General features: G+C 43.7%; 14 protein-coding genes. 13 read left to right on the plus strand and 1 reads right to left on the minus strand.

Annotated features, from left to right (window positions below; genetic code table 11):
* Positions 1 to 62: 62 nt before the first annotated feature.
* The 11 genes from fabG (at position 63) to ACFFJH_RS02000 (ending at position 8,974) form a co-directional block, all read left to right on the plus strand.
* On the plus strand, positions 63 to 815 hold the full coding sequence (fabG, locus tag ACFFJH_RS01950; protein WP_390209651.1) for a 3-oxoacyl-ACP reductase FabG: 753 nt from the start codon (positions 63 to 65) through the stop codon (positions 813 to 815).
* A gap of 131 nt (positions 816 to 946) precedes the next feature.
* Positions 947 to 1,186 (plus strand): acyl carrier protein, encoded by a 240-nt coding sequence (gene acpP, locus ACFFJH_RS01955; RefSeq protein ID WP_186889650.1) that lies wholly within the window; start codon positions 947 to 949, stop codon positions 1,184 to 1,186.
* Between the two features lie 37 nt (positions 1,187 to 1,223).
* Entirely contained in the window at positions 1,224 to 2,465 is a 1,242-nt protein-coding gene (fabF, locus tag ACFFJH_RS01960) for a beta-ketoacyl-ACP synthase II (protein WP_390209653.1), read from the plus strand.
* Between the two features lie 95 nt (positions 2,466 to 2,560).
* Entirely contained in the window at positions 2,561 to 3,067 is a 507-nt protein-coding gene (locus ACFFJH_RS01965) for a protein YgfX (protein WP_390209655.1), read from the plus strand.
* Between the two features lie 99 nt (positions 3,068 to 3,166).
* Positions 3,167 to 3,769 (plus strand): RNA polymerase sigma factor RpoE, encoded by a 603-nt coding sequence (rpoE, locus tag ACFFJH_RS01970; RefSeq protein ID WP_390209657.1) that lies wholly within the window; start codon positions 3,167 to 3,169, stop codon positions 3,767 to 3,769.
* Positions 3,770 to 3,850: 81 nt separating this feature from the next.
* Positions 3,851 to 4,516, plus strand: a complete 666-nt coding sequence (locus ACFFJH_RS01975; RefSeq protein WP_390209658.1) for a sigma-E factor negative regulatory protein — start codon at positions 3,851 to 3,853, stop codon at positions 4,514 to 4,516.
* Between the two features lie 4 nt (positions 4,517 to 4,520).
* Positions 4,521 to 5,519 carry a MucB/RseB C-terminal domain-containing protein gene (locus tag ACFFJH_RS01980; protein ID WP_390209659.1) on the plus strand — a complete coding sequence of 333 codons (999 nt, stop codon included), beginning with the start codon at positions 4,521 to 4,523 and terminating at the stop codon, positions 5,517 to 5,519.
* Positions 5,520 to 5,569: 50 nt separating this feature from the next.
* Positions 5,570 to 7,117, plus strand: coding sequence for a DegQ family serine endoprotease (locus ACFFJH_RS01985; protein ID WP_390209661.1), 1,548 nt, complete (start codon positions 5,570 to 5,572; stop codon positions 7,115 to 7,117).
* A gap of 90 nt (positions 7,118 to 7,207) precedes the next feature.
* Positions 7,208 to 7,537, plus strand: a complete 330-nt coding sequence (locus ACFFJH_RS01990; protein WP_390209662.1) for a glutaredoxin family protein — start codon at positions 7,208 to 7,210, stop codon at positions 7,535 to 7,537.
* Positions 7,530 to 8,174, plus strand: coding sequence for a ribonuclease HII (gene rnhB / locus ACFFJH_RS01995; protein WP_390209663.1), 645 nt, complete (start codon positions 7,530 to 7,532; stop codon positions 8,172 to 8,174). Before ACFFJH_RS01990 ends, rnhB begins: the two co-directional genes overlap by 8 nt.
* A gap of 2 nt (positions 8,175 to 8,176) precedes the next feature.
* Entirely contained in the window at positions 8,177 to 8,974 is a 798-nt protein-coding gene (locus ACFFJH_RS02000; protein ID WP_390209664.1) for a TrmH family RNA methyltransferase, read from the plus strand.
* Between the two features lie 120 nt (positions 8,975 to 9,094).
* On the opposite strand, the gene ppsR is transcribed toward ACFFJH_RS02000, so the two are convergent.
* A complete protein-coding gene (gene ppsR, locus ACFFJH_RS02005) occupies positions 9,095 to 9,940 on the minus strand; it encodes a posphoenolpyruvate synthetase regulatory kinase/phosphorylase PpsR (RefSeq protein ID WP_390209666.1) in 846 nt (281 codons plus the stop codon).
* 340 nt (positions 9,941 to 10,280) lie between these two features.
* Here ppsR and ppsA point away from each other — a divergent pair, with 340 nt between their 5' ends.
* Together ppsA and ACFFJH_RS02015 are read left to right on the plus strand one after the other, a co-directional pair.
* Positions 10,281 to 12,710 (plus strand): phosphoenolpyruvate synthase, encoded by a 2,430-nt coding sequence (gene ppsA, locus ACFFJH_RS02010; RefSeq protein WP_390209667.1) that lies wholly within the window; start codon positions 10,281 to 10,283, stop codon positions 12,708 to 12,710.
* 905 nt (positions 12,711 to 13,615) lie between these two features.
* Positions 13,616 to 14,605, plus strand: coding sequence for a TonB-dependent receptor (locus ACFFJH_RS02015; RefSeq protein WP_390209668.1), 990 nt, complete (start codon positions 13,616 to 13,618; stop codon positions 14,603 to 14,605).
* The last annotated feature ends 166 nt before the right edge of the window (positions 14,606 to 14,771 follow it).

A 14,771-nucleotide genomic window follows, 5' to 3' on the forward strand; every position in this document is an offset into this window, starting at 1 on the left:
TAATCAAATAATAAATTCTGACAGGCATATAGCGGCCATGTCTGACAAGATAGTGAGGGAATATGACGCAGCAATTAACAAATCAAGTAGCATTGGTAACGGGTGCCTCTCGGGGCATTGGTAAGGCAATCGCGATCGCTTTGGCGCGCGCTGGTGCCAAAGTAATTGGTACTGCAACTTCAGAATCTGGTGCGCAGGCAATTACTGCTTATTTGCAGGAAGTGAGTCCAGAGGCGGGAAAGGGTGTTGCGTTTAATGTCAATGATGTTGAGCGCTGTGGTTCTTTGGTGGATGAAATTCAAAAGGAATTCGGCTCGCTATCTATTTTGGTGAATAATGCAGGCATTACCCAAGATCAGTTGGCGATGCGTATGAAAGAGGATGATTGGGATAGTGTTATTTCTACTAATCTCAATTCAGTTGCTCGTTTATCTCGTGCAGTATTACGCGGTATGATGAAAGCGAAACATGGCCGCATTATTAATATTACTTCTGTTGTTGGGTCATCCGGTAATCCTGGCCAAATGAATTACGCGGCGGCAAAAGCGGGAGTAGCTGGTATGAGTCGCGCTCTTGCATTAGAGATTGGTAGTCGCAATATTACCGTTAATTGCATTGCGCCTGGTTTTATCGATACTGATATGACCAAGGCTTTGACCGATGATCAAAAAGCGGCAATTCTCAGCCAAATTCCTATGGGTAAATTAGGTCAGCCAGAAGATATTGCTGATGCTGCCGTCTTTTTGGCATCACCAAGTGCGGGATATATCACCGGAGCCACTATTCATGTGAATGGTGGCATGTATTTGTGTTAATGTAATTGTTGTAAATTGAGCGAATTTCGCTAAAATTGAGCGGAGTTAGCGGTGCGGCATCTAAAAATGCTCTTTTTGCGCGCAAACCTGATAAAATGCGCGCACTTTCTGTAACCACTAATGGAGACCACATGTCTGATATCGAACAACGCGTTAGAAAAATCGTCGCTGAACAATTAGGCGTCGCTGAAGCTGACATCAAAATTGAATCTTCCTTTGTTGATGATTTGGGTGCAGACTCACTCGACACAGTTGAATTGGTTATGGCTTTGGAAGACGAGTTCGAAATGGAAATTCCTGACGAACAAGCAGAAAAAATCACGACTGTTAAACAAGCAATCGACTACGCCACTGCGCACGTCAAAGCTTAATTCTGTCGGATTGCTTTATTAATTCCAGGAGAGACGCTTGAGCCTTACGAGTAAACGTCGAGTTGTAATTACTGGCCTTGGTTGTGTGTCTCCTGTCGGCAATAATATCGCCGACACATGGGCAGCCATCCTCGCTGGTAAATCTGGTATTGCAACGATCACCAAATTTGATGCGACCCCGTTCACTACCCACTTCGCTGGGGAAGTGAAGGGCTTCAACATCGAAGACTATATTCCAGCCAAAGAAGCGCGCAATATGGATACCTTTATCCATTTTGGTATCGCGGCTGGTGTGCAGGCTTTTCAAGACAGTGGTCTCACTGTTACTGAAGAAAATGCAGAGCGTATTGGTGTCATTGTTGGCTCTGGTATCGGTGGCTTGCCATTGATCGAGGAAACTAAGGAGGTCTTGATCGCACGTGGTCCACGTCGTATCACGCCTTTCTTTGTACCAGCTTCCATTATCAATATGATCTCAGGTAATTTGTCGATTAAGTATGGATTGAAAGGTCCTAACTTGGCGATTGTTACTGCTTGTACGACAGGTTTGCATTGCATTGGTAACGCGGCACGTATGATTGAATACGGTGATGCGGATGTGATGATTGCTGGCGGTGCCGAATCAACGATTTCTCCTTTAGGTTTGGGTGGCTTTGCGTCTGCTCGCGCCTTATCGACTCGTAATGACGATCCAGCGACAGCCTCTCGACCTTGGGATAAAGACCGTGACGGTTTTGTTCTGGGTGAAGGCGCTGGTGTCATGGTGTTGGAAGAGTACGAACACGCGAAAGCACGTGGCGCTAAAATTTACGCCGAGGTATTGGGGTTCGGTATGAGCGGTGACGCTTACCATATCACAACGCCGACGGTTGATGGCCCACGTCGTAGTATGGTCAACGCATTGAAAAATGCAGGATTAAATACAGAACAAATCAGCTACTTAAATGCGCACGGTACTTCTACACCTTTGGGTGATAAGAATGAAACTGATGCGATTAAGGCGGCTTTCGGTGATCATGCCTATAAAATGACAATCAATTCGACTAAGTCGATGACGGGTCATTTACTAGGTGGTGCTGGTGGTTTGGAATCTGTTTTATCTGTATTGGCAGTGCATAATCAAGTTTCACCACCGACCATTAACATCATTAATCAAGATCCCGAATGTGATCTCGATTATTGCGCTAATACGGCACGTGAAATGAAGATACAGTATGCAATGAAAAATTCATTTGGTTTTGGCGGTACGAATGGAACTTTGATTTTTGGTAAAGTTTAAGAACCAATATCGTAAATTCTCAATCTGTAATTTTTCTGTAATAAAATAAACACCACATTTCTATGTGGTGTTTTTTTTTGTGATTGGTAAGCCTAGTGAGTATTGCGACATCTGCACTAATTACGCCGTCGAAAACGATACGTTGGCTATTGCTGTTCATGACATGCTGCGCCAGTGTTGCTTGGGGCTTAGTCACTTACTGGTTTTTATCGCGACATAATTATTTGATTGCGAGTTTACAGTTGCTGGTTGCGACGCTGTTGTATTGCTTTGCCCTCAGGTTAGTATTTAATGTTTTGCAACAGAAGTTTGTGGTCAGCTTAGAAATCAGTGGCGAAGGGGATATTCTGTTGCGTAGACTGAATGCAGCGGGGCAAGTGATAAACTCTGAGTCAGTAAAATTGAGATCGCCTTTGATACTTTGGCCTTCACTCTTACTACTCAGTCTACGAAATGAATCCGGCAAAACGACTCATTTGCTGATTTTGCGTGATAACGTCAGCGCTACTGGTTTTCGACGCTTGAGTTTGGCTTTTCATTGGTTGGCGCAGGCTCAAACATCAGTTTCAGTCCAGAATGATTTGTCGGAGGGGAACTTTTGAAAACAGTGATTGTCATAAAACCAGTAAAAACAAATTTTTAGCATAGCCAATTCGTTAATTAAGTAGTTAAAAAACAAATAATAAAATGGGAATGTTTGTGTGACGACAGAGCGCGAGATAGATCAACTATTGGTTGAGCGCGTTCAGCGTGGTGATAAAAAGGCATTCGAGCTTCTGGTTTCCAAATATCAAAGGAAACTATTTAGGCTCGTGTCTAGACTCGTCCATGATCATGCAGAAGCGGAAGATGTGGTGCAAGAAGCCTTCATTAAGGCTTATCGTGCTTTAGCTAATTTTCGTGGTGACTCAGCGTTTTATACGTGGTTGTACAGGATTGGAATTAACACTGCAAAGAATTATTTAGTAACGCAAGGACGGCGTGCACCGACATCAACTGATGCGGACGTGAATGAAGCGGAAACTTTTAACGATGCGGACGGACTAAGAGATATTAATACGCCAGAATCTTTATTGGCGAGTAAGCAAATTGCAGCAACGGTGAATGCAGTGATGCTGTCTTTACCGGAAGAGTTAAGGAATGCAATTACTTTGCGAGAAATTGAGGGCTTGAGTTACGACGAAATCGCAGAAGTCATGTTGTGCCCAATTGGTACCGTACGTAGTCGTATATTTCGAGCACGAGAAGCGATCGCAGAAAAATTAAGACCCTTAATTGGGACCGCAATCGATCAGCGCTGGTGATGTGCTTGTCCTGAATAGAACTTGGCTGTATTGAAGTAATAGATGTTATAAAAAATAAATGTGTTGAACCGGGAAGAAACGATGAATAAGACGAATCATGATGAACTCATTTCTAGTATGCTTGATGGCGAGCTGACGGATGCGCAGTTGGATGCTGTGCTCACCCGTTTGAAAAGTGATGAAGGCAAACAAATCCAGGCAACTTGGGATCAATACCACCAGTTAGGTGATGTGTTGAGATCCGAAGATTTAGCGGTGCCTTTAAGCGCTGATTTTTCCCAGAAATTTTCGGCCTTGTTGGATGCTGAACCTGTAATTCTGGCACCCAAGTCGTATACGCCCGCAGCTAAGGTGGCGAAGGAAACTAAGTCTAAAGCCCCGTATTTTGCTATTAGTAGTATGGCCGCAGCGGTCATGGTGGCATTTATTATGGCACCACAGATTATTCCATTATTGCGCCAGCAGGCAGCACCTGATGCGCAGATGGCTAAAGTGGACCAGACGGATGGATTTGCGGCGCCAGGCGTAAAATTGGCATCCAATGCCAGTGCTTCTGGGCATGCGAATAGTAATGATAAAAAAGAATTAGAGTTTGCACCAAAATTGGAGAATCAAGTAGAGATGCTGCGTGATCCGATTTTGGATAGTTACTTATTAGCACATCAAAAAGTATCTCCTTCTTTTGATAATGGAGCTCGTTATATTAAACGCGCTAATGTTGTGTCTTCCTCTGAATCTGAAAAATAATCGTATGCGATTTCGACATATTTCTTTGATCGTTGCGCAAGCGCTGCTTTTTCTATCCAGCATGGCGTGTGCGCAAAGCAGCGAAGAGCGTGACCTTCTCAAGCTCTTGCAAACCACGCAGGCGGCGGCAAAGAAATCCAGTTATTCCGGCACCTTTGTCTATCAACAAGGAAATCAAATTCGTACTTCAAGAATCACACATGGATTTGATGGTGATGCTGAGGTCGAAAAATTGGAGATTCTCGATGCTAAGCCAAGAGAATATATACGTCGAAATGGAGAAGTATCCTGCTATCTGCCTGATAGCAAAGTGATACAGATAGAAAAGAATTTAAGTCAGGAAGAGTTTCCTGCCTTATTGAGCGAAAACGTCAATTTATTACCTGAGTCTTACTACATCAAAAAAGCGCAAATGAGTCGCGTTGCGGGGGTTGAGTGTCAGGTGTTAAATTTTCAGCCTAAAGATGCATTGCGTTATGGCTTTCGCCTGTGTGTTGAAAAAAACGCGGGACTTTTATTGGGCGTACAGACCTTAAATCCGCGCAATGAAGTTATCGAACAAATTGCATTCACCCAGATCTCCTTGGGCGACGTTGATAAAAATCGTTTAAAGCCTAGCTATACTAATGTAGCTCAATGGAAAACCGAAAATATGACGGTTCAGGCCAATGTCAATTCTGGTTGGACGGTAAAAAATTTACCAAGTGGCTTTAAAAAGACTCTTGAAACTAAGCGATTAATTCCTATTTCAGCCAATGTAGCAAATGCGGAACAGGGACAAGCCAAGTCGCATCAGGTGGTGCAAATGATGTTTTCTGATGGGCTATCCACTATTTCGGTGTTCGTCGAGCCAAATACGGGCAATCGTACCGAAGGAAGTTTGCAGCAAGGTGCGATGACGATTATGGGAAAACGTTCCGGCGACAATTGGGTAACAGTGGTAGGTGAGGTGCCGAATGCCGCAATTAAACAAGTAATGAATTCTGTTCAATTTAAGAGGTAAATTTACTATTAGTTAGTGTTTTGCCTCGGTTTTAAACTAATGGTGAGAATATGAAAAAAGTGAGATTTTTTCCTGTTGAAAAACATATTTCTATCTTAATTTCCTCGGTTTTGATTTCTGCTTCGGTGTTTGCGGCAGTTAGTTTCTTTAGTCCAGACACTCATGCGAACGCGCAAGTCGCATCGCAAAATTCATCGGGCGCTGGCAGCTCCAGTAATCAGAGTGCCGCGGCAGCACCTTTATTGGTCACTGGATTGCCTGACTTTACGCAACTAGTAGAGAAGACTAGTCCTGCCGTAGTCAATATTCGTACCACGCAAAAAATCACCCAAGTGCAAAGCGATCCATTTGATGGCGATGAGCAAGCACAAGAATTTTTCCGACGTTTCTTTGGTATGCCAGCCCCCCAGCAAGCACCAAGAAATCGTCGCCAAGCACCGAAACAACAAGAACAAGAAGTACCACGTGGAGTGGGCTCGGGATTCATTGTCAGTCAGGATGGCTATGTATTGACCAATACTCATGTTGTTGAAGATGCGTCTGAAGTCTATGTGAAATTGACCGATAAACGCGAATTCAAAGCGAAAGTGATCGGTAGTGATAAGCGCACCGATGTTGCGGTATTGAAGATAGAAGGCAGTAAGTTACCTAAAATTGCCATTGGCGATTCTGACAAAATTAAGGCTGGTGAATGGGTGATTGCGATTGGCTCACCATTTAATTTAGATAACACCGTGACCTCAGGAATTATTTCATCCAAGGCGCGTGATACAGGCGATTATTTGCCATTGATTCAAACTGATGTGGCTGTTAACCCCGGCAATTCTGGCGGTCCGTTGATCAATATGCGCGGTGAAGTGATAGGCATTAATTCGCAAATTTATAGCCGCTCTGGCGGTTATATGGGTATCTCGTTTGCGATTCCTATCGATGAGGCGATGCGCGTGGTAGAACAATTGAAAAGCACTGGCTCTGTCTCTCGTGGTCGTATGGGGGTCGAAATCGGCGAGTTGAGTAAGGAAGTTGCAGAAGGCTTAGGATTAGGTAAGGCACAAGGTGCTTTGGTCGCACGCGTTGAAGCCAATGGTCCTGCAGAAAAAGCGGGAATTCAGGAAGGTGACGTTATTCTTAAGTTCAACGGTAGTGTGATCGAGAAACGTAGTGATCTTCCACGTATGGTAGGGGCAACTAAACCAGGAAGCAAAGCGACTGTTTCTGTTTGGCGTAAAGGTGCAGCGAAAGATATAGCCGTTACGATTGGTGAAGCCGAAGCTGATAAGCCATCGCAAAAAGCTGAGAAAAAAGCCAAGCGCGAAAAAGTCGACAATTATTTAGGATTGTCAGTATCAGATTTGTCCGATGCACAAAAGCGCCAAATGCCAGGTGGCAATGGTGTTGTGATTGAAAACGTTGATGGACTCTCATCTATGAGTGGTTTGCGTCCTGGCGACATTATTTTGATGATGAATAATGTTGATATTAAAGACGCTAAACAATTTGATGCGATGGTAGCCAAGTTAGATACTAAGAAACCAGTGGTTCTTCTGGTGCGTAGAGGCGAAGCATCACAATTCTTGGTGATTCGACCTGCTGGATAATTTTTTTTGATCTTTACGCTCAGTCAAAAAGCCGCACTGCTTAAGCCGTGCGGCTTTTTTGCTTTTAGACTAATTTCAATCAGAAAGTAGGTGAGAGACGATATAATCGTTGGATTCTTAATCTGCCGTAATTTATTCAGCTCTATGCTCGAAATATCACCGAAATCTCCGATTAAATTCATACTTTATTCGCGTACTTACTGCCATTTGTGCGATGACATGCTGGCACAGCTAAAGGCTAATTTGAGTGGTATATCTACGACTATTGATGTCATCGATGTAGACGCCGATGAGGCTTTGGTCGCTCAATTTGATGAATTGGTGCCTGTCTTATTTGGACAAAAAGAAACACAAGAAGCGCAACAACTTTGCCATTATTTTTTGGATATAGAAAAACTGAAAGCCTTCTTGCATGACTAAGAAAACAAAAGAAAAAACTGATCAAAAACAAGAGAGTCTCTCTTTGTTTTCTTTATTTGATTACGAGGGTGAAGTTATTTGTGGCGTCGATGAGGCGGGCAGAGGTCCTCTAGCTGGTCCTGTAACTGCGGCCGCAGTGATACTCGACCCTGCGCGTCCGATTGCTGGCTTGCGAGATTCGAAAAAACTGAGTGAAGCACAACGTGATGCATTAGCAATAGAGATTAAAGAGAAGGCCTTAGCATGGGCAATCGCAGAATGCTCAGAGCAAGAAATTGATAGCTTAAATATTTTGCAGGCAACCATGTTAGCCATGCGACGCGCGGTAGAAGCGTTAAATGTGACACCAACTTTAGCTTTGATTGATGGCAATCGTTGTCCGGTGATGGCGGTTCGATCCGAGGCTATCGTTAAAGGTGACGATAAAGTGCCCGCCATCTCTGCTGCATCCATATTGGCGAAAACGGCGCGCGATCATTTATTGGCGCAATTACATTTGCAGTATCCAGAATACGCTTTAGATCAGCACAAAGGTTATCCAACTGCTTTGCATTTAGAACGTCTGAAACAATACGGTGTGTCGCCTATCCATAGAAAATCTTATGCGCCTGTGAAAGCGCTCTTGAAAGACCTGTGACGATGAAACAAATTAGTTCACGCGACAATGCGCTCTATAAAGAACTCAAGCATTTAGCCAGCAGTGCTAGCGCGCGTAAAAAAGCGGCTAAGACCATGCTCGATGGAGTACATCTTTGCCAAGCATTTTTACAGCATCGTGGTGCGCCTGAGTTATGCGTGGTCTCCGCCAGTTGTGTTGAGCATCATGAAGTCAGCGGTATCATTGCTCTATGCGAAGAAGACGGTGCTGATTGCATCGTTTTGCCAGATAATTTATATCAAGCTTTGAGTCAGGTTGAGAATGGCGTCGGTATTCTTTTCGTGATCGCAGCGAATCAAGCGCAAGCGCCCTTGCAATTAAGCGTGAACGCCGTGTTACTCGATAATTTACAAGATCCGGGGAATCTTGGATCTATATTGCGCAGCGCGGCTGGTGCGGGAATTCGACAAGTATTTTGCAGCCCAGGTAGTGCTTCTGCTTGGTCACCCAAAGTCTTGCGTGCTGGTATGGGCGCGCATTTTTTGTTGGAGATTTTTGAGAATGTCGATTTACATACTTTGATCAATTCATCGAGCATTCCTATCTTGGCAACTAGCTCGCATACTGATACGAGCATTTATCAAATCGATTTAAATCGTCCATTGGCTTGGTTATTTGGACATGAAGGACAGGGCGTTGATCCTGAATTGATGGCGCTGGCGACTGATGCCGTCACCATTCCACAAAAGGCAGAGATCGAATCTTTGAATGTTGCCGCGAGTGCTGCGATTTGTTTTTTTGAACAAGTTCGTCAGCAGATTACTGGCGCTACAAAATAGATCAGCTCGATTCCTTAGAAATAACAATAAAAAAGCTTGAGGTAGAATTTTCTACATCAAGCTTTTTTGTTTGATGTTGGTCTGAATTTGATTTGATTTTGGTTTGACTTTGGTTTGAATTTATAAGCGAGAATCCGGTTTAACCTCTTGCAAAATCGTGGTCGCGATTTCTTCAATCGATTTCGCCGTAGACGATAACCAACGTATACCTTCTCGTTTCATCATCGCTTCGGCTTCATTTACCTCATAACGGCAATTTTCCAAGGAGGCATATTTACTGCCCGGACGGCGTTCGTTACGAATTTCCGATAAACGTTCTGGTGCAATGCTGAGACCAAATATTTTTCCTTTGAATTCAGGTAATGCCGAGGGTAATTTGCCCCGTTCAAAATCATCAGGAATTAAAGGATAGTTCGCCGCTTTTATTCCGTATTGCATTGCCAGATAGAGTGTTGTCGGCGTTTTGCCTGAGCGCGAAACGCCAACCAAAATGACATCGGCAAGTGAGAGATTTTTATTCGACTGACCATCATCGTGCGCCAATGAGAAATTGATTGCTTCAATCCGATTTTTGTATTCTTCGGTATCTGCAATATTGTGGCTACGACCTACTGTGTGAGTCGATTTGATTCCTAGTTCTTCTTCCAAAGGCGCGACAAAGGTTTGTATCAAATCCATGTGCAAGCCTTTGGATTTGAAAATCACATTCGCTAAATCTGGCTTAACTAAAGTAGAAAAAACAATAGGGCGATTTCCGGTTAATTCGAACGCTTCGTTAATGCGTCTTACCGCATCTTCAGCTTTATCTATATCGTCGATAAAAGGCAAACGTACTTGCTTAAATTTAAGGTCAAATTGTGTAATGACGGAATGTCCAAATGCTTCTGCGGTAATGCCTGTTCCATCAGATACAAAGAAAACCGTGCGGTTGGCAACAGGAAGAGCGGGGGAAAGATGATCAGGCATAAAAATGAGTGTAACCAGGAAGTGAAATCTTGTGGGAAATTGTACAGTAATCTATCCGCAGTTTGGTTACGCAGTTTGGTCACGCATTATGGTCATTGTATGGGGAGACTGACAGGATAAATATATCAATTGAAAAATCCACAAATTTTCATAAAATCCCACAAAATTTTTTGGGCAAATGTAAATTTTGCAGCGCACAAGGTAAAATGCTCAGCAATATAGTCGTTGATGCAGGCAACAGAATAATAAGAAAGCTGGCATTACAACGAATCCATGCTCTAATCAAGATGGCGCATTGAAGCAGGGCGAAAGATTTCTTATCATCAAAAAAGAGGTTGTTATGTCTAACGCAGCAAATATCGAGGCGGGCAGTGAATCTGTGTACGTTGCCTCGTTCGAAAACTTACGGATGACTGATGTCGATTCCGTCGGTGGTAAAAATGCTTCACTTGGCGAAATGATTAGCCAGCTTGCGTCGGCAGGTGTACGTGTTCCGGGTGGTTTCGCCACGACGGCACAGGCTTTTCGAGATTTCTTATCCCACAGTGTTGATGGCGGTTTGCCATTAGCTCAACGTATTGCAGACCGTCTGGCGTCCTTGGATATCGAAGACGTGAAAGAACTGGCGAAAGCCGGTGCTGAAATCCGTCAATGGATTATCGACACGCCATTCCAGCCACGTCTGCAAAAAGAAATCGAAGCGTTTTACAATAAGTTGGTTGCCGACTCCACTGCTGAAATGTCATTCGCGGTGCGTTCTTCTGCAACCGCAGAAGATTTGCCAGACGCTTCGTTCGCTGGTCAACAAGAGACGTTCTTGAACGTGGTTGGTATCGACAATGTGCTAGAAGCGATGAAGCATGTATTCGCCTCTTTGTACAATGACCGCGCAATTTCCTACCGTGTGCACAAAGGTTTTACACATGCAGAAGTGGCATTGTCTGCGGGTGTACAACGCATGGTACGCTCTGATTTAGGTGCAGCTGGTGTGATGTTCACGATTGATACGGAGTCTGGTTTTAAAGACGTCGTGTTCATCACGTCAAGCTATGGTCTCGGAGAAACTGTGGTGCAAGGCGCAGTCAACCCTGACGAGTTTTATGTGCATAAGCCTATGCTCGAGCAAGGCAAATTGCCTGTGATTCGTCGCAATATTGGTTCTAAATTAATCAAGATGGAATTTACGGGCGAAGCGAAAGCAGGACGTTCAGTAAAAACTGTTGATGTGCCGATTGAATTGCGTAATCGTTATTCTTTGAACGATACAGAAGTAGTTGAGCTGGCGAAGTATGCAGTCATCATCGAGAAGCACTATGGTCGTCCTATGGACATTGAGTGGGGCAAAGATGGTCGCGACGGCAAGCTCTACATTTTGCAAGCACGTCCAGAGACCGTGAAGTCACAGCAAAAATCGACCGACGCACAACAACGTTTTAAACTCAAAGGTACCGGTGCGGTTTTGGTTTCAGGCCGTGCGATTGGTCAAAAAATTGGTGCAGGGCGTGTACGTGTGATCCACGATCCATCCGAAATGGAACGTGTACAACCAGGTGATGTGTTGGTAGCGGATATGACCGATCCTAACTGGGAACCCGTCATGAAACGCGCCTCAGCGATTGTGACAAATCGTGGCGGACGTACTTGTCATGCAGCGATTATTGCGCGCGAATTAGGCGTGCCTGCGGTGGTTGGCTGTGGTGATGCGACTGATTTGTTGAAAGACGGTACTTTGGTGACAGTCTCTTGTGCAGAAGGCGACGAAGGCAAGATTTACGACGGTTTAATTGAAACCGAAGTGACAGAAGAAGTACGTGGCGAATTGCCGAAGTTACCTCTGAAAATTATGCTGAACGTGGGTAATCCACAACTGGCATTTGATTTCCAATCTGTACCGAACGAAGGCGTAGGCTTAGCGCGCTTAGAGTTCATCATCAACAACAACATCGGCGTACATCCAAAAGCGATTTTGGAATATCCGAATATTGACCCTGATTTGAAAAAAGCCGTCGAATCCGTTGCACGCGGTCACGCATCACCAAAAGCTTTTTATGTTGATAAATTAGCTGAAGGTGTCGCTACTATTGCTGCTGCTTTCTGGCCTAAAAAAGTCATCGTGCGTTTATCTGATTTCAAATCCAACGAATACAAAAAGCTGATCGGTGGCACACGCTACGAACCGGATGAAGAAAATCCAATGTTAGGTTTCCGTGGCGCTGCACGTTATTTAGCGAGCGATTTTGCTGAGTCCTTCGAGATGGAATGTACGGCGATGAAACGCGTGCGTAACGACATGGGCTTAACCAATGTCGAGATCATGGTACCGTTTGTTCGCACTTTGGGACAAGCAGAAAAAGTCGTCAATTTGCTAGCTAAAAATGGTTTGAAACGCGGCGAAAATGGTTTACGTTTAATCATGATGTGCGAAGTCCCATCTAACGCAATTCTGGCAGATGAATTCTTAGAATTCTTTGACGGCTTCTCTATCGGTTCCAACGATTTGACGCAATTAACTTTAGGTCTGGATCGTGACTCCGGTATGGAATTGTTGGCAGCCGATTTTGATGAACGCGATCCTGCAGTGAAAGCAATGTTGTCACGTGCAATTTCCGCCTGCCGTAAAGCTGGCAAGTACGTCGGTATTTGTGGCCAGGGTCCTTCAGATCATCCAGATTTCGCAGAATGGTTAATGTCTGAAGGAATTGAATCGATTTCTCTGAATCCAGATTCTGTGATTGATACTTGGAAGTTGTTGGCTGCGGTTGCTAAGTAAAATATCGAGGTAATTTCTTGGTAAGTTCGAGCGCGAAGATTTAATCGAATCTTCGCGCTTTTTCATTGGAGATCGCTTTGCTATTGAAAACAAAATTGGCTTTAAGAATTTTTGTTGTGGGTGAAAAATAAACGTGACATATTTTGCGGAGTTCTTTATATTTGATCTACATAGCAAAAGAACTTCCAAGTTTAATATGATGCATATCAGGCGAGAGAAATAAAGGTGATTATGGAAAATTAGAAGTATAGATAGAGTTTAGAGTGAGCTTGCTACTTATCCACCTCTTTGGTGATTGAAACAATTGATATTCAGCATTGATCAATTGAGCCCTACCTTCTTGTTCGGAACTTGATAGAGTCAAAAGTCCTGAGATTAGATTCAAACCGGATTAAATAAATTACCTTATATGTAGGAGATTGTGTATTATGAAATTACGATTTTCGATAGATAGTATATTCATGTTTGCTTCATTTGTAGTCTCAATTACAATTTCAGCATTAATGGGTTTTCAAGTCTTAAGTAATATTAAAATTTCGATCGCACTGTACTTTTTTTGCGGCCTTCTAATTAGTCTTCTATTGATTGCGTTTAGCTTATTGAAAGCAACATTTCAATCACAAACCGACGATTCTAGTTGGTAATCGAAACAATCAGTACTCAAGACCGTAAGGCATAACGAATTTGTAGGGTGCAATGGGCTTCATCTATTGCACCGTTCCACTCCTCAAGTTACGCGATAGATGTCGGCACTTTGCCTCTCCAAACTGCTTCACACTCCGCATCATTGGATGCCAGATTATTCATGAGTAAAAAAACCAAATAAAGTTATACAAATAGATTAGTTTGTGCGGCGCAGCATCTTTGATATTGTTCGAGCTCTTTTTCGTTTCTCAAGAGTAATTATGAACAAAAATATCACCCAACTTAAACCTATTACCGCTTTCGTTTTAGCTGCACTTTGTCACCCAGCTTTTGCGACACCATCGAACAATGAAATCAGTGGCGATGATAAAGTCAGCTCAGTCGTGGTAACAGGATCACGCATTCCACGCGCTAGTTTAGAAGGCCCAACTGCCGTCACGATTATCACCGGAGAAGAACTGGCCAAAGCAGGTTATAAAAATGTGTACGATGCCTTAGCAAACACCGTACAAAACTCAGGCTTCACGCAAGGTGAAGATTTTGGTAACACGTTCACGCCTTCCGCAAACACCATTAGTTTGCGTGGCTTGGGACCTAACCATACCTTAATTTTGCTTGATGGTCGCCGCCTCGCCGACTTTCCGATTGCCTATACAGGTACAGTGAACTTCACTAACTTAGCGAATATTCCTTCCAATATCGTAGAACGTATTGAGATTTTGAGCGGTGGCGCATCTGCAGTGTATGGTTCAGATGCGATTGCCGGTGTGATTAATATTATCCTTAAGAAAAACTCTCAAGGTTTTAATTTCAATGTCAAATTAGGTGATACCGAACGCGGTGGCGGTGAAACGCAGCGCCTGCAATTCTCTGGCACGCTCAATTTTGATAAATTAAAAAGTTTATTCAGTGTAGAAGCCAGCAACCGCGAACCTTTACGCGCGACACAACGTGATTTCATGGCCTTCCGTAGTACACCATCGGCCAGCTTGTATCGTCGTGATACTAAGACTGGAAAATACTATGACCTCGGCGACACATGCAGCTCACAAGCAAGCCTGTTCCAAAACAGTGTCATTAGCTACGCCACCAGCAAAGGCAACTATTGCGCCAGTCCTATCATCAGCCCTTTACACTGGACGGTACAAACTAAGAATCAAAACCTGAATTTATTCTCTAGTACCAACTACGAGATCGACGAAAATACCCGTTTGTTTGCCGATTTCTCGATCGGAAAAAGTCGCACATAAAACGATACACGCTCGCCAAGTTGGACGGCCGGAGCGACCAGCAAAGGCTACTTCTTAAACAAAAATACCAATGTGTATGAGACTTGGTTTAAACTTTTTTCGCCTGAAGAAATTGGTGGCATCAACCGTTTTAACCGCGTTTGGAACGACACGTCTGCCACGCTCA

Source organism: Affinundibacterium danionis, assembly GCF_042432465.1.
In the GTDB taxonomy this organism is placed as follows: Bacteria; Pseudomonadota; Gammaproteobacteria; order Burkholderiales; family Burkholderiaceae_D; genus Undibacterium; species Undibacterium danionis.